This is a genomic window from bacterium 336/3 (assembly GCA_001281695.1).
Taxonomy (GTDB): domain Bacteria; phylum Bacteroidota; class Bacteroidia; order Cytophagales; family Thermonemataceae; genus Raineya.
Genome location: LJIE01000001.1, coordinates 3,845,015 through 3,867,558, shown reverse-complemented (window position 1 = coordinate 3,867,558; position 22,544 = coordinate 3,845,015). Strand labels below are relative to the sequence as shown.

The following is a 22,544-nucleotide window of genomic DNA, read 5'->3' as shown; positions in this document are numbered from 1 at the left end:
GATGAATTATCAGTTATCAGTAGTTAGTAATTACTGTTCAATGACTAAAGGTTCAAATGTGATAGCCACTTTTAAGTTTTTATGTAAATGCTTAAGTTTTTGTAACAACTGAATAAAAGAGGCTTTATCTTGAACAGCCAATGTATTGACCATATCATTGAGTAGAGCTACCAACCAAAAAGCTGTTTCCTCAGAATTTGTAGCTTCTTTTTCTAGGAAGTCAACAATTCTGTCTTTAGCAATACGACCACGGTTTACACGCATCAGAGCAGAACGGAAGAAAAATTCTAATGTTTTGAGGCGTTCCAAATTGTTAGAAGCAAAACGCTCTAAATAATTGGTTACAAAAAGTTGCATAGATGCAGAAGGGTGCTGACTGAGCATGGTTAAATATTGTTCTCCATCTTCCTCTTCAAAGAATTTCATAATCAATTCTTTACCAAAATTCTCTACATCAGATCTTACGGCGTCTGCAATGCTCACCAGACTATCCACATCCCAATCATCTTTCGTAAAATGATTTCTAAAGAAATTCATAGCTGCAAGCCTTGTATCATCCCATTTGGCATCTAAAAGTCTGATAGCTTCATTGCGTTCATAACGAATACGGGATATGTTTTTCTCAAAGAAATCAATTGCCCAATGACGAATAACCAAAAGCTCATGATTAGCAAGGGCAATTACTTGGCGTAAAGTCATATCGGCTGTATGGATGTATTTTTCTAAAATATGGAAACCTACCAATTGTCCTTGTCTGTAATTGCCATAAATTAAATCTAATACATCTTTGAGTTCTACCTCTTTCAAATATCTCTCTAAATCGTTGAGTAACAAGTTGGCTACCGACTCATGAGCGTTCTCATAAGTTTCTTTTCTTCGAAGAGCCATTAGCAACGATGTACAAATCTGTTTGCTGAATTCTGTGCTTTGGGGAATAAGTTTTTTAACAATACCAATAGCAGACTCTCTGAGGCTTGCATGAGGCGAAAGAACCATTTGTCCTAGCATTTCATGAGCCTTGAGGAGATTTTGGTCACTATATTTTGCAAAAATAGCCATTCCATTATTTCGCATCTGTTCCGATTCAGCACCCAAAAATCCACTTACAATTTTAAATGGAATATCTTCTGCCTTGATAGAATTGGATTTGAGCAATAATATATCACTTGCAAATACTTTGTTTTCAGAAATAGGAGAATCTAAAAGTTCTAATACTACATTCCAACTTAGCTTTTCTAAAGCCAAATCAGCATATTTTTTCAAAGCAAAATGAGCATAAGCCAATGCTTTGCTATCAAACGTTTCACCAAGCATTTTAGCAATGGATTTACCAACAATCAATTGCCATTTTTCGGCTTGTAAAGTATGTGTATTTAAAAATGTTTCAGACCACGTTCTAACCTCTTTGTAAGAACTAAACAGAATAGAAGTAATAAATGAAGTATCTTCTAAAAAATGGTTAGGTTGTAAATTGATAACAGTAATGGCAAACTCCCTGGCTTCATATACTGGAGAGTTTAACATGAACATAATGAGTTCGTTATCAATACCACTTGCCATTCGTTCTTTGATGATTTCTGAACCAAAAAAGACAGGAATAGAATGATTAGAAGTTACTAGACTCTTAATCATAGACTTGTCTATCTTAGAAATCAATTCTTTCGATTTGGGGTGAAATTTTAGATTTTTATAAGCAAATTCATGTACCAAATCATTTTTACCTTGCATCAGAAGCTGAATATATACCTGTGGAAATTCATCCCATTTTTCAGGGTATAAATCAACTCTTTCAGGTGTACTATTCAATTCTTTTACTCTTTGGATAGGCGTTTTAACATTTTCTATCTTTTTTGCACTTCCATTATAATACCATGAAGAAGATGTTTCTGAAATGCGTTCTCCTTTTACCCATTTGTTTTCAGTAAAACGCATAGATTTGTTGTTCCCATTGAGTATTAAATTGAGTAAAAGTTTATTGGCACACTCAGGACGTTCTATAAATGTATGTGTATATTTTTTTGCTTTATAATCCCAGCTTCCATAACCTTGAGATTCCATATAAGCCTCTGTGTAGTCTTCTTTGGTATAAGAAAGTAGAATAGCAGCAGCCAATTTTACATATTCTTGTGCTGTTTGGTTACCTGCATCTTTGAGACGTTTCAAATCTCTTCTTTGTAAATAGGCTTTTGTGGAATCAGAAAAGGCAATTTTAGAGTTTTTACTTTTGATTTCATCTTTTACTTTGATATATGTACCAAGTTCTGACACATACTTTGAACTTCTCCAACTTTTCTTAACACCCTGATACATATAAGGCTTACTTTCAAAAAGATATGAAAGAGTCCCAAGTATCAAAACATCATCCCTTAATTCTGCCAATTTATAAATAGAACGAATATGTTTGAAATGAGGTGGACGAATGGGCATTACCTGCAAAGCTTTTGCTAAAATTTTAGAGATAATAGGATGCTCATTAGCAAGCAAGTACAATGTTTCTAAAAAAGTATATTCGGTTTGCTTTTCAGTGATTCTTGAAAGTACAATTGGCTCAATATCTGCCACACGGTTGCTAGCAAAACAGTCTTGCATGGCTTGTGGAAGCTTCTCAATGAGTGTATTTACTAATTTCTGTTTTTCTGGAGCAGGTGAAACGTTCAATAAGCCTTCTAATGCTATTTTTCGAGCATTGTCATCATTAGAGTTATTTGCATAATTTGTCTGGAATGTAGAGAGAGCTTTTGAGTCAGCACAACGAGCCAATGCCCATAAAACGCAATACTTTTGCATTTTATCACCTTTATCTACAAGTTTTAGAAGATAAGGAACAGCTTCTTGGAATTTCATTATACCCACCCTCCAAGCTACACGGCTTATTTTCCAAACAGTTTTAAAAGAGTTCTTCCCATCTATGGCATCTTGTAAACGTTGCAAAATAGAACCTTCCAATGTATTGGTAAGTGCTTTTGTAGGTTTAGGCAATACTACTGTAGTTTGTGAGTCGTCTGTGGCTATTTGATAGCCTTTATCTGTTTTTTCTTTTTGCAAACTATTGAATACAGCCTGAGCTTTGGTAAGGTTGACAGAGGTAGTCGTTTTTGTGCCATCTTTTAGATTGCTACCACGTTTGCCATATCTGAAATTTACGACATACTGGTCTGTACCTACTTCACACAAATCTATTTCATACACTTTATCTGAAGTGCCTTCTTGAAAAAATAGCTTAACTTGTTGAATTAGTTTCATAAAAAATATTTTAAAGCTCTATCACCAAACTACTAGAATATATCCCACCAATCCTGAGAAGCAGGGGTAGAGGTATTTGTTTTTTCTTCTGGAACTTGTTTTTGGGGTTCTTGTGAAACAGTTTTTTTCTTTTCTGTAACCACAGAGCTATCTGCAATAGCCTTGATTTGATTCATCAATTTTGTACCTTTTTCTTTATCGACCATCATTACAAAAGAAGCAAATGCCAAAGCACTTTGTCTAGGATTGTCTCCATTTCCCCATTTGTTTTTACCCCAACCAAATTGGCTTACTTGGTGTAAAAAGGCTCTGAATTTTCTTAAAATTGTTCTATCTACGCCCAGTTTGTCATTTACTACAACTCCTGTTACCTTTTGTTGTGAGCCTTTACGCATAACATGCGTTTTATCAGGGTGTACAGTAAAGCCTTCATCTTCTACTACTTGTTTTGTAAAATAAAGCAAAGTAGCAATATTACCTTCATTGCTTGCGTCTGTAGAAAATGTAAGGTCATCAGCGTAGCGAGTGTAGGTAAACCCTAATTTTTTTGCCAAACCTTGTAAACGTCTATCCATTGTGTAAGCAATGAGTGTTGTAATAGCAGGGCTTGCAGGAGAACCTTGTGGCAATACTCTTTCACCTTTTTGTACATAGTAAACATCTCCGTCTACATTGACTTTATCCATTTCGTAATGAGTGGAAATAAGTGCTAGAACTGTAGCTAGCTGTTCGCTATAGCCTAAATTGACAAAAAGCCCTTTTACTCGTTTGTAAGAAATAGAAGGGAAAAAGTCTTTTAAGTCTAAATTGACAACAATATCTTTTTGGAGGTGAGGCTTTGCATTGGTAACAATGGATTTTTTAGGAACAAAACCATGTACATGTTCACTAGGAGTAATTTTATATAAAATGGATTCTAATATCCAGTGTTGGCATTTTTTGAGTAGAGGCTTTGGAGCTGAAATCAGTCGTTTTCCTCCTGATTTCTTGGGTACTGAATAAAAATGATAATGACTTGTTTTAGAAACAGCTCTATGAAAAGCCAAAAACCTTAATTGAGCTAAAGAAACCTTCATGGCTTCTGCAAGCCCAAGTACAGAAGCAAAATCGGATAGCTGATATTTTGCTAAAAGAGCTTGATTAGATGTTTTTTCATTCAAACCTCCTGAAACACTTTCGCCCAAATAAACAATTTCTTTTTGCTTAGATTCAACCCACTTCTGGGCTTTGAGTTGTCTTTTTTCTTCTTGTCGTTTTTTTGTTTCAGCTTGCTTTTCTTTAGAAAGCTTGAGCTTTTGTTTACGCATATCACGTAAAAGTTGCTCACGACTGTTGTATTTACGTTGCTTATCAAGTAACTCGTTGAGCTCTTTTTGAAGAGTAGCTTCACGTTGTATTAGGGCTTCGGAGAGGGTAGGTTGAGAAGAATTCTCCCAAAAACCCAAACGTTTCATTTCTTCAAGAATATAAGCATCTTTAGATGTTTCACGGATGCGATCGTATAATTGTTGGCGTGTAAGTTGCTCGGCCATAATATTGATACAGTGTTTACTCGAAAAAAATAATCCTACAAAACAAGTTTTTTTATTTTGTAGGATTGAGATAATGATTTGAAAGAACTTCGTATTTTCTCTGGACTATATCTATCAACTCCAAGACTACACCACCCTATCGGGTGTTTAAGCACTTGGTGGTAACACAGGAAACACCCGATAGGGTGGTGTAGTCACCATAAAGATAGTATGTAGTGAAGTATTTGTTACAAATTTTCAAGAACGACGAAACATCGTTCATCTTATTGCTAAGAAGCAAGGTATTTTCAAATCTCTATGGGCAATATCTGAATAAAATTTAAAACTTCAAAATTTTTTAACAAAAAAATAACATCTAAAAAAATGTACTTTTTAGATGTTAAAGTGGATTTGAAGGAACTTCGTATTTTCTCTGGACTATATCTATCAACTCCAAGACTAAGGTACCCTAGTGGGTGTTTAAGCACTTGGTGGTAACACAGAAAACACCCACTAGGGTACCTTAGTCACCATAAAGATAGTATGTAGTGAAGTATTTGTTACAAATTTTCAAGAATGACGAAACATCATTCATCTTATTGCTAAGAAGCAAGGTATTTCAAATCTCTACGGGCAATATTCTAAATAAAAACTCAATTATCAAAAAAATAAATAAAAAAACCTCTAAAATATAGTTTTTAGAGGTTTCTCAAGAATATCATATTTTATGACAAATATACATCCAAAAGCCCATCGGGTAGGTTTACATGCAAAATTTTCTTTTCTCTATCTACTTCTGCAATGGTTTCATCATTGATAGGAATCAGAACTTCCTTTCCTTTATACTCAAGTACAAGTAAAGAGCCTTCTGTGAAACTATAAACACTATCAATGGTAGAAATAAAACCTAATGTCTTATCCATTACTTCAAAACCAATGACTTCGTGGTAATAAAATTCTTTTTCACCTAGTTCAGGGAGTACATCTAAGGGTAAATATAAAAGAGCTCCAATCAAATCTTCTGTTTGCTCTATTTTATCAATAGTAGCCAATTTAACAAGAGCTGTTTTGGGCTTATTGGGTAGAATACGAATTTGCTCAATATCAAAATCTACAAGCTCACCATTGAGGTGTACAAGTACTGAGTCCATTTCTTCGTAATCCTCTGGATAATCTACATCCAAAAAAATGCTTACTTCACCTTTTAAACCATGTGGTTTAATAATTTTGCCTAACTCGTAGCACTCATCTATGCTGTATGTATCTTTCTCTTCTGCCATAATTGTGTAAGATTAAAAAAACCTATCAGAATTCTGATAGGTTTGAGATTTCTTATTCTGCACCTTGTTCTGGAGTGGTTTCTGTATTCTCCGTTGTGGTTGTTTCTTCAGCTACTGGTTGAGCCTCTTGAACTTTTTGCTTTTCAGCGATTGCTTTTGCTCTGTCCTCTTTCACTTTCGTTTCAGCGTCCAAACGAGCTTTTTGAGCATCTTTCTTAGTTTTAGCTAAGTCTTCTACTTTACCTTGGATTTTCGCATTCTTAGAATCTAACCAAGTTTGTAATTTTGTATCAGCTTGTTCTTGTGTGATAGCACCTTTCAAAACACCTAATTTCAAATGTTTTTTGAATAAAATACCACGATAAGAAAGCATCGCTTTTACAGTATCAGTTGGTACAGCACCATTCATTACCCATTCAAATGCTTTGTCTTCGTTCAATTTGATAGTTGCAGGGTTGGTATTTGGATTGTAAGTACCAATTTTCTCGATAAAACGACCATCACGTGGTGAACGAGAATCAGAAACTACTACATCATACATTGCGTATCTTTTCTTTCCTCTGCGGGCTAATCTAATTTTTACAGCCATTGTTGTATATTATTTTTTTAGTTGAGAATGACAGAAACCCGTCTGTCTTTCGGTTTTTGGTCGGCAAAATTAGCAATATTTTCGCAAATAAAAAATTATTCTTGTAAAAAATCTAAAATGCTCTGTGTCTTTGGATTGATATGCAAAGTTTGTAAATGTGTCAGTTTTGCCCCATCTAGGTTTTTGAGGCTATCATCTATGAATAAAGTTTTTTCTGCAACCAAATTGTTTTCGTCTATCACCTGCTGATAAATAGCCGTTTCGGGTTTGGCTTTGCCCATCTCGAAAGAGTAATAAGGCTTTTTGACAAGTTCTTGGAGGCTTTGGGCATCTGTTTGAGCTCTTAAAATATTTTCTACTTCGATGAGGTGTGTAGGATTGGTATTGCTCAATATATACGTTGGGTATTTCTGTGAAAGTTTGCGAATGAGGCTTACTCTTTCCTGAGGAATATCGAGAAGCAGGGTATTCCAAGCTTTGATGAGGGTGTTTTTATCGGCTTGTAAACCAAAGGTATTTTTGAGTTCTTCAAAAAAAACATCTTCGGAGATTTTTCCTGTCTCAAATTCGTAGAAAATAGCATGTTTGGTGAGGTATTCGCCTTCTCCAAACTGATGATGGGTAAATTGCTCAAGAGCTTTGAGGGTGAGGTTGAAATCTATATTGATAATGATTCCACCTAAATCGAAAATAAGGGCTTCAAAATTTTTCAACTTTTTTTAAATTTTTCTTGCAAATATATACGATACTTGCTACATTTGCAACCTGAAAAGAGCTATCACAATAGCTTTTGGTCCTATAGCTCATTCGGTTAGAGCAACTGACTCATAATCAGTAGGTGCTTGGTTCGATTCCAAGTGGGACCACAACACAAAGCCCTGGAACAACATCATGTTTTAGGGCTTTTGTGATTTTATAAATTATACTTGATTTCTAAATCTGTTATATTTTCTTGATATTTATTTACCCAATAAGCTATTCTTGACTCTAAAATTTTATTTGCATTTCTGTATTGCTTAAACATAACCTCTTGCCTCTCACCAAAAAAAATGAAATCTGCACGTCTTGCAAAAGTAATCGCATTGCCCATATGCTTTGCAGATATATTAGTCTTTTTCTTTTTATTTGAATAGACAAAATAGCCTTTAGAGTTATCATAGTCTAAGATTTTAGCTTTTTTGATAGTTTTCTTTCTTTTGTTTTTTTCGGTTTCTGCATCTTTATATTTACAAAAAGCACCTTCCTTACTAAATAAACGATATAATTGTCTTCTAAAAACAATAGGTTTGAAGGTTAAATCTCTCAAATGTTTGATAAATGCTCTTTTTACCTGTCTTTGAATAGCTATATCCATTCTTCTATAAAATTTCTGAATAGAAGAGTTTTTAAGCCTTACATCAAGTCTTTTTTTGCTATTATTATTAGCTTCAACTTCTCCATGAAATTCTAACCCTAAATATGTAATAGGAAGAGTTCTCCATTCAGTTACTAAACTATAATTTTCTGTATGCTCACTTGTATTTTTACAAAAAAGACATTCCTCATTATTTTCATTAGATTTTTTTTGAATAAGATTTTTTAAGGTAACTTTTTTCTTTACACTCAGCAAACTATTTTCTAATTTACAAACCTCAAAACATTCAGTTTTGGAGGTAGATAATTCTAATTCTATTTTTTTTAACTCATTTTTAAAAAGATTTTGGAGTTTCTGTAAATCAAAGCTTTCTATTTTAGGTAAAACAACAATCATATCATCTGAATAACGTCTATATAGAAATTCAGAGTTTATATCTTTCAATTTGCTTAAAATAGCTTCATCAAAAGGTTTCATGTAAATATTAGCGAAAAGCGAGCTGATGGGTAATCCATGAGGGATACCTTTCTCTTTATTTTTGTGAATGATAATTTTATTTTCTCTTAAATAATCTCGCATTTCTTTGGGGTTAGTAAAAAATGCTTCAATACCCTTTTTACTGATTTCAGAAAGCCTTTGTTCTGTCAAAAGCCGTTTACCATTAGGCTTTTTTAGATGTTGTAAATCTATACAGGCATATTGAGTAACAGCTCTAAAAATTTTATATAAGTCTTCAGGAAGCCTATTTTCTGTAATATTAGTTTGCCATTGGTTTTTTTTGTTATTAACAATCTTGCTAACGAGGTTTTTATAAGGAGATTTGATTTTTAGATTAAGAGGGGATGGATTTTTTAAATAGCTTTTCAATAGGCTGAGTAAACTATCAAAAAGTTTATGATGATTAATTGAGGGAAAAAAATCTTTAATATCAAAGGTAATTACATAACACTCACCAAATTTCTGAATATGCTCAAATACATCTTTAGCAAAATGTATTGTACTTTTTCCTTTATTTTTATCAAGGGGTATTTTCCTATAACCAATTACGCTTTCATTTAAACAATGATTAGACTTTAAGACATTTTCATAAATAGGTGTAAGAAGAAGTTTTGAATAAAAAGAGTAAATTAAAGAATCTTGATGAGTAGGGTACTCTATAATACGCTCTTTTTTCGAGTTTCTTCTTTTAAGTTTATCATTTGCCCCAAGAGCTAATACCGATTTTTCTAATGATTTCTCAAGTTCTTTATCTGTTACTTTCTTATATTTTTGTTCAATTTTTGTATATTTTAGTAAGGGAAAAAAATTATACTTCAGAATATAATTTTTATTTGAAATCTGATGAAGAGTTTTTTTTATATTGCTCTTATTTGGATTTGCTATTTTCTTTGTAAGATGAGTATAACCTTTGGGCTTTAAAGAATCAAAGATTTCGTCTTTTATTTTTTTATTTTTCTGCTTTTTCATAGATAAGAAAGGATAGAGAGCATCAATAAAGATGAGATGCTCCCAAACAACAAACTTTTATAATCGAAGTCCACATAGAGTGAATATCTATGGTATTTTGCTAGTACAGCAATCCAAAGATTGCGTTAGAAAGTACAAGAATGCTATATGGAAGATTATAAATCTCAGCTTTAGCATAAGCATCATCTTGATTGATATATTATCAAGTGAATACAAATTCATAACTTGTCTTTCGATAGCTTTAGAGTTGTCAAAGATTGTATATTTCGTAATAAATCAAATCAAACTATTTAAGATAAATAAATAATTCAATAAGAAATGGAACAAAATATAAATAATCTATTGTTACTCACATCCCTTGCCATTATTAAAGGCTGGTAATAAAAAAACGATAATAGTTTGTTATTTTATCCTTCTTCAAAGTTAGCATTTATCTTCATTGCTTCCAAAGCATGAGGGATAAAATCTCTCTTTAGAAATTTTCCTTGAGTTGTACTAAACCATCGACCTATTATTCTGTTTTCACAATCATAGCGATGTACTTTTTTGTTTTTTTCAAGAATAATATTTTGTTCTTTACCATCTTTATCTATGTCTTTAGCAATTTTTACACCTGCCATCACTAAATCTGGAGGAATAAAGTTTGCAACCTCTTTAAATCTGCCATGTGGGTTATGCTCTGGAAATACCTTTGACATTTCTAAATCTCTTGTTCTAAAAATAGCTGCTTCACCATATTTAAATACATCACATAGTGATTTACTAGACTCAAAACTTTCCCCTTTATAAGATTTTACTCTCATAAGTAAGCTTTCAAAAAATACATCTTCTTGAAAATCACCTTTACTTGGGCTATACCACATACAACGATACCGAACAAAATCTTGGCTTTGAAAACAATCTGTTCGATAATTAGAGGTGTTTAAATCTGCTCTAATGACAATCATAAATGGAGATACATTGATTGGAGCTGTTTGGTCAAAGTGAAATTTATCTTTGATTTTGTGGCTATAAATAGCAAAACTTTTAAGGACAACAATATCACCTAAATTGAATTTTGCTTCTTCATCATTGTTAGGGTTTTTTATTTTCGCACTCATAGTAACTTTTTTCTTGCCAACCTACAAAATAAAAAACTTCTATGCATCAGGGAATCCCTGATTTTGTAGTGGTGTAATATCTTTTTTTTATGAGTAAAAAAAATAAGTATAAAAGCTTGTTTTCTCATTGAAAATATGTTTTTGTGTGTTATATTCAGGTGTAATGTTTTGAAAGAAATGTTATAAAACTATCAATATTAAATGTTGTAACATTTATTTGAATGATGACAATACGAGAAAAAGTAAGGTTAAATCAGATGTTAGTATCTGGAGATATAGAAAATATTCGGTTAGCTTTTGAGATGATAATTCAGCTAAGAGAGGGCGGTAATTTAATTGAAAGAGCCAAAAATAGACTACATAAAATGAAAATATTCTTTGAGGAAAAGTGTTTAGAATATGATGAGAAGACAAAAGAACATCATACAGCAATGAGTCCCAATTCTATTGGAGGATCAGACCCTGAGTATGAGAAAACGGAGGAGGAATTATATCAACGATTTAGCTACTATGTAGGCAAACTTAATGATACTAAATTAAAAATTCGATCATTTGACATGGTTTACTTAGAGATTCAGTTGTTTACAAAATATTTTACTACATAAAAAAGGTTATTTAAACTAAACCAAACAAAAAAGCCTTCAATTTTAAATCGAAGGCAATTGGAAAATACCAATTTAGGATAGCTTCGCTTTTCGCTCGCTATGATGGCTTCGTTGCAATTCAGTTATTCATTCAGATTTCGGTCGTTGTTTTTGGGTTTCAATTTTCCTTCTGTTCTTTCTTGTGCTGTGGCGTTGTCAAAATGGGTGATAATTTTGATTTGGGATAGAAAATGCAGAATTTTTTTAGCTGTATTATCTCTTTTTTCAGCGTCATGGGCAAGCAACATGAGTTTAAAGGCTTGTTCAAAATCGGCGTTGGTTGGGTTTCTTTCGAGGGTTCGGTTATCAGATTTTACGCCTATCACCTGTTTTAGATATTGGGCGGTGTTCGGATACACCATGTAAATGAATTGGTTATTGTCTAAGGCTGTTTTAAATCGGTTGCAAGTGGCTACACTCGATTCCCCAGGTTGGTTCTGTGGTCCTCTGTCGAATACTACGCCAATCACAGAATCAATAGGCATATTATGTTCATCAAGTTTGTAAGTGATGGTCAAATCGCCAGTTTCAACGCCGAGTTTTTTGAGTTTATCAAAATGATTTTGTCCTTTTTGGAAACTTGGCAAAACCGTTCCATATAAAAGGTGTGGATTGAATTCACATCGAAAAGCAGATTCAAAACTATTGGAAGACTGTGTTGTACCATGAGCTTTTGCCCCTGACCAGTCATCATCTTTGTCGCAGTCAGCCCTGAAACCCACTGCCAGAGAGTCGCCGTAGATAGTTAGGTCATAGCCTTTTTTGTAATAACCATGCAAAGTGCTTCCCTGAACATTAATTCTATAACTTACAGGTGCTTTAGAAACAACAGGAATTTTTGTTAAAGTATCATCTGCTGTTTGCCCAAAGAGATTTGAACAAAACAAAAGAATGAAGATTGAAATGAATAAAGTAACTTTCATGAGTTATAGGTTTTGATACCCAATTTACAAAAAAATGAAATGTTATTTAGTTTTTTCGAGGTTGTTCTGCTCAATGAAATTATAGCCAAGGTCGTAGAGTTTATCTTGATACTCAAAATAACGCCCATCAGTGGTAATATAAAGGTCTGTTCCTGCATAACATTTATCAATAATGTATGTAGGTTTCCAAGGAGTAGAATTGCTGACAATAGTACTTTTAAATAACTCTGTTTGGAGAAAAAAGGCTTCAGATTGTTTTAAATAGATGATTTTTTTAGAACCAATTTGCGAAATATGTTCTTCTCTGTACAAAGAATTTCTATAAGCTATAGCAGGCTTTTGGTGTGTATATGGTTTTAAATGCAAACGTTGGTGTAAGAACCATACAGGCAGATATGCCCAATATAATTCATCAGGGGCTTCATAATCTTCATTTACAATTGTTTTATAGATGTGATTGTTTTTGATAAAAGTAATAGTAATGGTTGATATTCCTTTCACACCTCTCGTATAACGTGTTTTTAGAGTATCTATTCCTACCTTCTTAAACTCTAGTTCCAGTTTTGCATACAGTTGAGGGGTAATATAAGAGGTATATAGTCCATTTATTAAATTAAAACGCTCTCCATCATACAAGACTTCTCCGCTTTTATGGATGCTGATATTAGAAATGGGACAGGAGCCACAACATTCAGATGAAGAGATAATAATTTGGTCATAGCTTTCATTTTGATTAATCGTATAACGTCTTTTTGCAAACTTGGCAAATGTACTATCATTGAATTGGAGGGTAAGGGTATCTGCCATAATACTTTTAATTTTTGTGCTTCTCCATTTGTCTATATTGGGAAAATATATTTTGAGGCTGTCATCTTCTATTTTATATTGGGTTTCTGTGCCTTTAAAAAGCATCATAATATCTTGAGTTTTTTTATCATGATATCTGTCAAAAAAGCCTAATTTATACTCACAAGAATCGTTTTCATAGAACTGATAAGCTCTTTTCCAATATATATCTGGGGAGAATTCAGTTACTACTTCTGCTTTTTTAGGAGGATTTTTTTCTTCTGCTTTGGCAAATACCCATTCACCAACAATAGCTTTTTTAAAGTGTTCATCATTGTTTTTCTTGCAAGAGCCAAATAGTAAAATGATTGATAAAATAAGCAAGACAATTTTCATGAATTATAGGATTGGGTATGCTAATTTACGAAAAAATGAAACAGCCTCTAAATTTATTTAGAGGCTTGATTGTAGATTCTTCGTTTCACTTAGAATATAAAAAAACTACTTCTGTTTAAGTTTTTGAATCAGCGAGTCTTCGATAGGGACTTTGAGTTTGAGAACTGGGTCTATTTGTTCATTGGGGATTGTCATGGAAAGTACATATTGCTGGACTTTCCACTCATTACCCTGTTTTACAACTACACCAGAGCCTCTGCAAATTTTCATAGAAGTATCCAAAAGCTCATCAAACCATGCCAAATCGCCTGTTTTAGAAAAATATATATTTCTTTCAAGAGCTTTGAAATTCCAAGTTTTCTTTTTGTCGAAATGAGGCTTTGACCATTTCATAAAGGCTTGTTTGTTCCAGTTTTCAGTAGCGTCTGTGCCAATAAAAATGGCATCTTCAGTAAAGTAACTGAAGTATTTTTCGTAATTACTTTGGGCAGCAGCCACATTAAAGGAGTCTAACATGGCTGCTATTTGTTTTTTAGACTCAACAGCATCAAAAGAAATAGTTTTTTGTGTAGTATCGGCTTTAGTCGTTTTTGTATCAGTTTGAGAGGAATTGCAAGAAATCAAGCTCCAAGAGCTTACAAAAACAATGCTGTAAAATATGTTTTTCATGGATTTTAATAAGTTTAGTTTGAACATAAACGTTTGTTGGCTGAAATTATTCGATTGTTTTGTGGAAATAAAAAACCTCCAACATTAATATTGGAGGTTCTGATTATCTGATCGTATTCAAAGCTAATTGATAGGCACTTCGATGATTATAAACTGGGTTTCAGAGTTTGCTGAAATAGTAAAAGAGTTGGTTTGCCAAATGCCCAATGCATCTCGTTTGGCAAGTATATGGCTTCCAATTTTCAAATCTCCATCAATCACAAACACAAAAGCACACATATTTTCGTTTACAAGGCTATAAGAAGCTGTTTTTTGAGTTTCCAAATGTCCCAAACTGATTTTAGCATTTTGGTTTATCCAGCAATGCAAAACGCCTTCTTCGTTACTGATAGCCGTTGTAATCTGGTTTTTACGTTTTTCTAAAGGAAAATATCGTTTCTGATATCGAGGCGTAATATTCTGAACTTTGGGATCTATCCAAATTTGTAAGAAATTCACTTCATCATCTCCCACATTGTACTCTTCGTGGCGTAAGCCTGAGCCTGCACTCATAATTTGTACCCAATCTTTTTCTACTACTTCGTAGTAACCCATAGAATCTTTATGGTTCATTTTGCCCGCAAGCATAACCGAAATGATTTCCATGTTGGCATGAGGATGCAAACCAAAACCTGTTCCTTTTTCCACAAAATCATCGTTAAAGACTTTCAGTAAACCAAAACCATTTTTATCAGGACTTTTGAAGGTGCTAAAATTGAAAGTAAAATTGCTTTTGAGCCAACCAATATCTTTTACGCCTCTTTCAGTTTTAGGAAAAAATTTCACTTGCATAACTACAACTGTTTTGAAATTTCAGAAACGGATTTTCTTTTTCTGGGTGTTAGTTCTCTGGTCTTGAAAGGTTCTTCAAGGGTTTCGGCTTCTGCCAAATAACCCAGAGCCATCATCACTACAGGTTCTAAGTTTTCATCCAAATTAAACATATTTTTTGTTTTTTCGGCATCAAAACCACCCATAATATGCCCGAAAATATCGTGTTGGGTTGCTTCCAAAAGCAAAGTAGCATTGGCAGCTCCTACATCATATTTGGCAGTGTTATTGGGTTTCTGATTGGCTTCAAAGGTTTTTCGAGCAAGGCTTAAAACAAGTACACTTGCATTTTTTGTCCATAATTGGTTGCCTGGGAGCAGACAGCTCCAAAGATTTTCAAAACCTTCTGTTCCTTTGAAGGCATAATAATATACCCAAGGTTGTTCATTGTTGGCACTTGGAGCCCACGAAGCAGCTTCAAGTAGTGTTTCAAGGGTTTCTTGAGGTATTTGAGTATCGTTGAATGCTCTTGCACTCCATCTTTTACGAATAAATTCACTAACGGCATGTTGTGTTTGAGCTTGTTTAATTTCTATAGACTTCATAAAATAAATGTTTTAACAATTTATGTTGTAACATATAAACTAATCAAAAAGTTCAAATTCTTAAATATATATTTTCGTGGAACCAATTATAGGTTTAAATCATTCTATAAAAAAGATAATATTTGAATTTTACAAAAATATGATTACAATATCTATCAAAGAATTTTATAATGAAATCTTAGGGGAGAAAGTTTGCAATAATCTGGAGAGTTTTCTAAACAACAATTTTGATACAGACATAGGGCATTTTAACGTGTTTAATATTGTAGAAATGTACAAAGTCTTTAAGTCAAAGCCAGTAATGCCTTATAATAGAAGGACTTATTATAAGATCAGTTTGATAAAAGGAAAAAATATTGTTGAATATGCAGACAAAGTGATAGAAATAGAGAATTATGGTGTTTTATTTGCAACACCCAGAATTCCATACAGATACACTTCTCTTGATGATGAGCAAGCAGGGCATTTTTGTGTTTTCACCAAAGACTTTATGGCAAAATCAAAAATAGGAATGAATATAGATGATTTGCCAATTTTTAAGCCCAATGGGGATTTTATTTTTCAGATTACTGAACAACAATATACAGAAATTGCATTGATATTTGAAAAAATGTCTGTTGAAATAGGTTCAGAATATCAGTTTAAATATGATTTAATTAGAAATTATGTAATGGAATTAATTCATTTTGGACAGAAATTACGACCTATGGATGTTATGAGCAAGAAAAATAATGCATCTGTTCGCATATCTACGTTATTTATAGAGCTATTGGAAAGGCAATTTCCTATTGAATCACCCAATCAGATACTCCAACTTCGTACAGCCAAAGATTATGTAGATGTTTTAGGAGTGCATGTAAATCACCTTAATAAAGTTTTAAAGACATTAACAGGTAAAACAACCACAGAAATTATTACAAGCAGAATATTGCAAGAAGCAAAAATTTTACTGAAACAAACCACATGGAATGTATCTGAAATAGCCTATAGCTTGGGTTTTGAGGAGTTAGCACACTTTTCTAATTTTTTCAAGAAACAGACAAATCTCTCACCTCTTTCTTTTAGAGATAATTGATTGAATTTTGCAAAAATTGCATTGATTTTTGTAAACGTTATCTAGATAGGTTTAGCCAGTTTTGTGTTATCATTAAACATAAAAAAATATGGCTGATAACAATCAGAAAATCGCATTGATAACAGGCGGAAGCCGTGGTTTAGGCAGGGATATGGCTTTACAACTTGCTAAAAAGGGTATAGATGTTGTAATTACATATCATAGCAAAAAAGCAGAAGCAGAAGAAGTAGTAGCTACTATAAAGAACTTGGGCAGAAAAGCTGCAACTTTACAATTAGATGTGTCAAAAAGTAATGAATTTGAGACATTCGTAAAAAACTTTCAAAACATTCTTTCTACTGAGTTTGGAGCTGATAAGTTTTCGTCACTTGTGAACAATGCAGGTGTCGGATTACATGCAGATTTTGCAAATACTACAGAAGAGCAATTTGATTCCATGATGAATATTCATTTAAAAGCTCCTTTTTTTCTTACACAAAAGCTTTTGCCTTTCATGAGTGATGGAGGTTCTATTGTAAATATTTCTTCAGGACTTACCAGATTCAGTTTTACAGGTTATGAAGCCTATGCTACTATGAAAGGAGCCGTAGAAACTCTTACAAAATATCAGGCTAAATTTTTAGGAAATAGAGGTATTAGGGTAAATGTAGTAGCTCCAGGAGCTATTGAAACAGATTTTGGAGGTGGAGCTTTAAAAAATGATAAAGACCTTAACAATATGATATCTTCTATGACAGCTTTGGGCAGAACAGGGCTGCCTGATGATATAGGGGGAGTGGTAGCTTTCTTGTGTTCTGATGATTCTAAATGGGTAAATGCTCAAAGAATAGAAGTAACAGGAGGAATGCTCATTTAAAGTAAACTTTATATTAGGAAGAGCTAGTAGAAAACTCTACTAGCTCTTTTTATTTTAAGATATCAATATAACTATCACGAACTCGATTGGAAAACATTTGTTCTGCTTGTTCAGCAGTCCAAGGGGAAGGGAGAATGGTAAGAGGCTGTATGCCTTTGAGGTTTTCAGTAAAACTCTGATCTCTTGTAATTTTAAAAATAGTATCTGCAATAAACTTACAACATTGTGTGGGTTGTCTTACGGCTTGCTCTTCTGTAAAACGAATAACAATCCAACCAGCTTCCATAAAAAACAGGTTTCGTGTATCATCAGAGCTAATGGTATGAGTTGGTTTTCCTTTAAAATTGTAAGGCTCATCTATTTCAATATCAATGTATAGATTGTGTTTTTTGCTGAAAAATGTAAAATCGGGATAATAAAAAGCTTCATCTATTTGTAGAGCCAAATCTGTATGAATATGCTTTGGGAAGTTTTTTTGAAGATATTTAAGAAAATAAGCTTCGCTTTTTCCTTTGTTTTCGTTATAACTTTCTACAGGTTTTTGAGGAGCATCAAAATCGTCTAAAAATACCAATGGGTATCGAGAACTTACTTTTTTAGAAGGAGTTGGAGTGTTTTTGGATGAGGCTGCTTCTTGTGTGTTGTAATGAAACAACGCACCCATTACAATAATTAGCACAATAACAGCAATAAACATATATTTTAATCCCTACATTTTTAAAGCTAATTTAATTACTTCTTCAATGGTTACATCACCACCTTTGAGTTTGATAATACCTTCTACATTCTTTTCTGCAACATTTTTGGCAATACCCAATACCACCAAAGCTGTAATGGCTTCATCTTTTACAGATCTGTATGTTGGTACATTCCCTATCACCTTTCCTTCAGTTATCATAAAATCTTTCTTGATTTTATCTTTGAGTTCTAAAATAACTCTTTGGGCTGTTTTTGCACCTATCCCTTTTACACCTTGTAGCATTTTTACATCTTCGTTCACAATAGCCTCTTGAATTTCAAATGGACTTACAGATGAAAGCATCACGATGGCTGTGTTGGGTCCTACTCCTGATACGCTGATAAGTTCAAGAAAAAGTTTCTTTTCAGATGGTTCAGAAAAACCAAATAAATTATGAGCATTCTCCTGAATTTGCAGATAAGTATGAAGCAAAGCTTCTTCACCAACACCCTTGAGCATGCTGTATGTATTGAGCGAAATTTTAATTTGATAACCTACACCAGCCGTTTCGATAATAGCATGAGTAGCTTCTTTATGTGTTAATGTACCTTTGATGTATGCAAACATGGTTTAATCTTCTTTGGAAGTAAGATAAGTATAATCCTTTACAATTCTGTTTAAAAATTTTTCGTCTTTGTCTGTATTTTCTATTCGTAAAATTTCTTTTGTTTTTTTAGCAAAAGCCTTCAAAATCTCTTCGTTTTGGTATTTTCTGTGTGTGAGAATAGCCTCTTTGATAAGGTTTACATCAGAGTCGGAGAGTAGTGTAACTTGTGTGTATTTGGGACTATACAATTCATGAAAGTCAGGAATAATGAGTTGTTGGCTAAGTTCTGTTCTGCTTTTGAGTTTAATGAGGCATGTCCCTGCTGCTAAATCGCCAACTCTTTGATGATATTTGTTGGTGGCAGCAGCTACAATCCCTACAATTCCCATACTTCCCCATATATCAATCAATCTAAAAAGCCATCTGACCATGTATTGAGTGAGGCTTGGCTGACGACCTCTTGTGGTTACTACTTTGATGCGTAAAATCTTCTTTCCGAGTGTTTGTCCATTAAAAAAGATTTCTTGAATAATGCTGTAGATAGAAAGAGGCAATAACCAAAAGAATATCATGAAAAGTATGGAATTATTATCATTGCGAAGTAATTTGATAGATAAATTATCTGCAATGACAAAAATAGCCCATGTATAAAGCGACATAAAAATAAAATCTAGTATAAAAGCAAGTATTCTTTCGCCTAAACCTGCAAGGCTAAACTCTATAAATACGTTTTGAGAAGTTTCTATACGGATTTTATTCATAATAATTTTATTATCAAGTAAATAGAATAAAGTATAAAAGTCATCTTCATAAAAAGACCTATAAGGTTTTTAAAACCTTATAGGTTTCAGCATAAAATTTATAACTTTTTATGTTAAACTTTCATGATTTCTGCTTCTTTGGTAGCAAGTACTTCATCGAGCTTGGTGATGAAAGAATCTGTGTGTTTTTGCACAATTTCTTCTGCTTTCTTGATAGAGTCTTCAGCAGCACCATCTTTTTGAAGTTTTTTCAAAGCATCATTAATTTCTTTACGAGCATTACGAATGCTGATTTTGCCATTTTCAACTTCTTGTTTGGCTTGTTTTACAAGTTGTTTTCTGCGTTCTTCTGTAAGAGGAGGGATATTTAGAATAATTACTTCTCCATTGTTTTGTGGATTGATACCCAAGTCAGCTGATTTGAGAGCTTTTTCAATAGCTGAGATAGAGCCTTTTTCAAAAGGACGGATGTTCAATGTTCTTGCATCTGGGGTGGTGATAGTAGAAACCTGATTGATAGGCATATTTGCTCCATAGTATTCTACCATAATACCATCCAACATATTTGGCATAGCTTTGCCAGCTCTGATTTTAAGAAGTTCGCTTTGTGTATGCTCTAAGGCTTTCTTCATCATATCCTGAGCTTCATCCAAATACATTTTAATTTCTTCTTCCATACGACAAATTAATTTTGAAAATATATAAATTGAAAAAATCTTGATTAAAAACTATTTTATACAGCTTCTAAAGCAACCAAAGTCCCCACTTCTTCACCTTCTACAATTTTAAGTAAATTACCCTCTTGATTCATATCGAAAACAATAATAGGAAGATTGTTTTCTTTACAAAGTGTAAAAGCTGTCATATCCATTACATTCAAGCCTTTTTCATAGGCTTCGTCAAATGTAATATTGTTGTATTTTGTGGCTGTGTTGTCTTTCATAGGGTCGGCTGTATAAATGCCATCTACTTTTGTACCTTTTAAAACGACATTTGCCCCAATTTCGATAGCTCTAAGCGAAGCAGCCGAATCAGTTGTAAAATAGGGATTTCCTGTACCTGCTGCAAAGATAATCACACGTCCTTTCTCAAGGTGTCTGATAGCTCTACGGCGAATGAAAGGCTCACAAACTTGTTCCATTTTCAAGGCTGACATCAAACGGGTATAAATACCTTGTTTTTCAATAGCATTTTGCATTGCCATTCCATTGATAACAGTGGCAAGCATTCCCATATAATCTCCTTGTACTTTATCAATGCCAGACTTATCAGCTTCAGAACCTCTATAAATATTACCTCCTCCTACAACAATTGCAACCTGCACACCTTTTTCTACAATGGTCTTGATTTCTTTTGCATAACGCTCTAATATCTGGGGATTGATAACATATTCCTGACGGTCGCCAGCAAGGGCTTCACCACTCAACTTGAGCAAAATTCTTTTGTATTTCATGGTAGGACTTGGCTTTAAATTTTGCAAATATTAAAAATACTAATCTTAGATGCAAGTTACTTTCTATACTTTTTATTTTAGAATATTCATTATCAAAAGTTTAGCAATACGCAAAAAAGAGGCTGCAAAGCCTCTTTTCGTAAAAATATTTATAAAAACTAATTTCTCATCCAACGCTCACGCAAACGTAATTGTTCGGGAGTAGCACTTAAATTTAATGAAAAAGTTTTCTTTTCTGCATTGTACATGATACCAATTTTTTCGTAGTACTCTGCAAGAGGAAGAGGTTCTGCATTTTTTACATATTTACTGAAGAAATCACCAATTTCAGGATATGTTTTCTTTGTGAAAGTATCAAACCATTCTTTTTCAGAAAAACTCTTAGAAGGTCCATACTCTTTAGCAAACTCATTAATCACTTCACGCAAGCCTTTTTTGCCACCAGAAAGTTCTAATAAACGAATATCTAATAAACCAGCTACTAAAGCTCCACGCATATAAATGTTACCATATTGCTTTTGTCCTTCAGGAGTGTAAGATGTTAAACTCATTTTGCTCAAGCTATAAGATTTGTCATAGTAATTGTCATAATTTACTTTCTGACGAAGCTCAGCAAAATATTCGTTTAAAGTCTTGATACTGTAATTTAATTGCATTTTATGAGAAGCCCATTCTGTTGTACCTTCATATAACCACAAATGTTCTGAGGCAGTAGGTTGTACGAAATTAAATTTCTCAATAATTTCACTATGAATATTTAAAGGAGTAACCACATGGAAAAACTCATGAGCAGCAATGTCTGTCATCTGTTTTCCAAATTCTTCTGACCAATTTTCTTCTTTAATTACATACTCTGAGCTATAAGAGTGTTCCCAAGCACCAGCATTGGTGTCTTCAAAGTGAAACAAGAAAGCATAACGATTGACAGGCAAGCCATTTAAGAAAGAATCGGCAGCAACAAGCATATTCGTCATGGAAGCTAAAAGTTTTTCAGAAGAAATTTTACCAGTTTTGGAGTAGGTATAAAGTTCTACATTGGTGTTTCTTACTTTGGTGCTTGCTTTGGTAAGTTTACCCAATAAAATAGGAGAATCAACAATATGGTCGTAAGAATTTGCTACTAAGAAGCCTTCTTTTTCTTCAAGAGCAGTACCATACATCCAACCTTCTGGATATTGTAATTTCAGTTTAAGAGGAGCAGACTGCATACCTGAAGGATAACCAAACACAGTTTGTCCGTTGATAAGTACATGGTCATCTTCGATAGAGCTTCCACACATTGCATAAATTTTATTCTCTTTTACAGGTGTATCAAACGTTTCTGCAATTTGATAACGAATCGTAGCTACTTTTTCAGGAGCTGAAAGTTCCCACTGATTGGTAGATAACTGTTTGGTTTTAACAGCTTTACCTTTTGCATCAAAAGCTTCAAATTTGCGTACAAATCTACCCATGTCCATCACTTGGTATGTACCAGGGGCAGTAGAAGCGAACTGATAAACAGCATTTTCTTTTTTCAAACCTTTTACTTTCAATTCTACTTTAAAAAGGTCGTTAGAACGGTCATTCAAATTGACTGTGTATTCTAAGTTTTGAGCATAAGCTCCAAAAAATGCACAAGTTGTGAACAATGACAAAGCTAATTTTTTCATGAATTTTTCCTTTTTGGATAAAAACGATACTTGTTTCTTTTTTATTGCTTCAAAATTAGCAAAACAAGTTGGTCTTCCAAAAGG

Annotated in this window: 19 protein-coding genes, 1 tRNA gene and 2 pseudogenes; 4 read left to right on the top strand and 18 right to left on the bottom strand. The window is 33.3% G+C overall.

The features are described from left to right. Positions 1-30: 30 nt before the first annotated feature. The 5 genes from AD998_18140 to AD998_18120 all read right to left on the bottom strand — a co-directional run bounded on the left by AD998_18140 (position 31) and on the right by AD998_18120 (position 7,336). Positions 31-3,243: a hypothetical protein gene (locus AD998_18140; GenBank protein KOY87796.1), complete on the bottom strand. Its 3,213-nt coding sequence runs from the start codon at positions 3,241-3,243 to the stop codon at positions 31-33. Positions 3,244-3,275: 32 nt separating this feature from the next. After that, positions 3,276-4,775, bottom strand: a complete 1,500-nt coding sequence (locus tag AD998_18135) for a hypothetical protein (protein KOY87795.1) — start codon at positions 4,773-4,775, stop codon at positions 3,276-3,278. A gap of 704 nt (positions 4,776-5,479) precedes the next feature. Further along, positions 5,480-6,034, bottom strand: coding sequence for a ribosome maturation factor RimM (locus AD998_18130; GenBank protein KOY87794.1), 555 nt, complete (start codon positions 6,032-6,034; stop codon positions 5,480-5,482). A 52-nt stretch (positions 6,035-6,086) separates the two neighbouring features. Beyond that, positions 6,087-6,623: a 30S ribosomal protein S16 gene (locus AD998_18125; protein KOY87793.1), complete on the bottom strand. Its 537-nt coding sequence runs from the start codon at positions 6,621-6,623 to the stop codon at positions 6,087-6,089. Between the two features lie 95 nt (positions 6,624-6,718). Continuing rightward, positions 6,719-7,336 carry a hypothetical protein gene (locus tag AD998_18120; GenBank protein KOY87792.1) on the bottom strand — a complete coding sequence of 206 codons (618 nt, stop codon included), beginning with the start codon at positions 7,334-7,336 and terminating at the stop codon, positions 6,719-6,721. Between the two features lie 79 nt (positions 7,337-7,415). Here AD998_18120 and AD998_18115 point away from each other — a divergent pair. Continuing rightward, positions 7,416-7,492 (top strand) — tRNA-Met (locus AD998_18115). Between the two features lie 44 nt (positions 7,493-7,536). Here the strand turns inward: AD998_18115 and AD998_18110 are convergent. Both AD998_18110 and AD998_18105 read right to left on the bottom strand, forming a co-directional pair. Beyond that, positions 7,537-9,444 (bottom strand): hypothetical protein, encoded by a 1,908-nt coding sequence (locus tag AD998_18110; GenBank protein KOY87791.1) that lies wholly within the window; start codon positions 9,442-9,444, stop codon positions 7,537-7,539. A 407-nt stretch (positions 9,445-9,851) separates the two neighbouring features. Then, positions 9,852-10,544 carry a hypothetical protein gene (locus AD998_18105; protein ID KOY87790.1) on the bottom strand — a complete coding sequence of 231 codons (693 nt, stop codon included), beginning with the start codon at positions 10,542-10,544 and terminating at the stop codon, positions 9,852-9,854. Positions 10,545-10,765: 221 nt separating this feature from the next. Here AD998_18105 and AD998_18100 point away from each other — a divergent pair, with 221 nt between their 5' ends. Further along, complete coding sequence (locus AD998_18100) at positions 10,766-11,149, top strand: hypothetical protein (GenBank protein KOY87789.1); 384 nt, start codon at positions 10,766-10,768, stop codon at positions 11,147-11,149. Positions 11,150-11,271: 122 nt separating this feature from the next. Here the strand turns inward: AD998_18100 and AD998_18095 are convergent, their stop codons facing one another. From AD998_18095 to AD998_18075, 5 genes are all read right to left on the bottom strand, one after another. Continuing rightward, positions 11,272-12,111 carry a hypothetical protein gene (locus AD998_18095; GenBank protein KOY87788.1) on the bottom strand — a complete coding sequence of 280 codons (840 nt, stop codon included), beginning with the start codon at positions 12,109-12,111 and terminating at the stop codon, positions 11,272-11,274. A gap of 42 nt (positions 12,112-12,153) precedes the next feature. Then, complete coding sequence (locus tag AD998_18090; protein KOY87787.1) at positions 12,154-13,293, bottom strand: hypothetical protein; 1,140 nt, start codon at positions 13,291-13,293, stop codon at positions 12,154-12,156. A 105-nt stretch (positions 13,294-13,398) separates the two neighbouring features. After that, entirely contained in the window at positions 13,399-13,914 is a 516-nt protein-coding gene (locus AD998_18085; GenBank protein KOY88276.1) for a hypothetical protein, read from the bottom strand. A gap of 171 nt (positions 13,915-14,085) precedes the next feature. After that, positions 14,086-14,793 (bottom strand): pirin, encoded by a 708-nt coding sequence (locus AD998_18080; protein ID KOY87786.1) that lies wholly within the window; start codon positions 14,791-14,793, stop codon positions 14,086-14,088. A 2-nt stretch (positions 14,794-14,795) separates the two neighbouring features. After that, positions 14,796-15,377: a hypothetical protein gene (locus AD998_18075; GenBank protein ID KOY87785.1), complete on the bottom strand. Its 582-nt coding sequence runs from the start codon at positions 15,375-15,377 to the stop codon at positions 14,796-14,798. A 139-nt stretch (positions 15,378-15,516) separates the two neighbouring features. Between AD998_18075 and AD998_18070 the strand changes: the two genes are divergently transcribed. Together AD998_18070 and AD998_18065 are read left to right on the top strand one after the other, a co-directional pair. Next, positions 15,517-16,452, top strand: a complete 936-nt coding sequence (locus tag AD998_18070; GenBank protein ID KOY87784.1) for a transcriptional regulator — start codon at positions 15,517-15,519, stop codon at positions 16,450-16,452. An 88-nt stretch (positions 16,453-16,540) separates the two neighbouring features. Next, the gene (locus tag AD998_18065; GenBank protein ID KOY87783.1) at positions 16,541-17,308 is read left to right on the top strand and encodes a short-chain dehydrogenase; all 768 of its coding nucleotides are present in this window, start codon (positions 16,541-16,543) and stop codon (positions 17,306-17,308) included. Positions 17,309-17,357: 49 nt separating this feature from the next. Here the strand turns inward: AD998_18065 and AD998_18060 are convergent. From AD998_18060 to AD998_18035, 6 genes and pseudogenes are all read right to left on the bottom strand, one after another. Next, positions 17,358-17,687 (bottom strand): annotated as a pseudogene (locus AD998_18060) (hypothetical protein). A gap of 330 nt (positions 17,688-18,017) precedes the next feature. Then, the gene (locus tag AD998_18055) at positions 18,018-18,614 is read right to left on the bottom strand and encodes an ATP-dependent DNA helicase RuvA (GenBank protein ID KOY87782.1); all 597 of its coding nucleotides are present in this window, start codon (positions 18,612-18,614) and stop codon (positions 18,018-18,020) included. A 3-nt stretch (positions 18,615-18,617) separates the two neighbouring features. Continuing rightward, positions 18,618-19,355, bottom strand: a complete 738-nt coding sequence (locus AD998_18050; protein KOY87781.1) for a hypothetical protein — start codon at positions 19,353-19,355, stop codon at positions 18,618-18,620. Positions 19,356-19,468: 113 nt separating this feature from the next. Then, positions 19,469-20,032, bottom strand: a complete 564-nt coding sequence (locus AD998_18045; protein KOY87780.1) for a ribosome-recycling factor — start codon at positions 20,030-20,032, stop codon at positions 19,469-19,471. 56 nt (positions 20,033-20,088) lie between these two features. Then, positions 20,089-20,808 carry a uridylate kinase gene (pyrH, locus tag AD998_18040; protein KOY87779.1) on the bottom strand — a complete coding sequence of 240 codons (720 nt, stop codon included), beginning with the start codon at positions 20,806-20,808 and terminating at the stop codon, positions 20,089-20,091. Between the two features lie 242 nt (positions 20,809-21,050). Further along, positions 21,051-22,445 (bottom strand): annotated as a pseudogene (locus AD998_18035) (peptidase). Positions 22,446-22,544 lie beyond the last annotated feature (99 nt).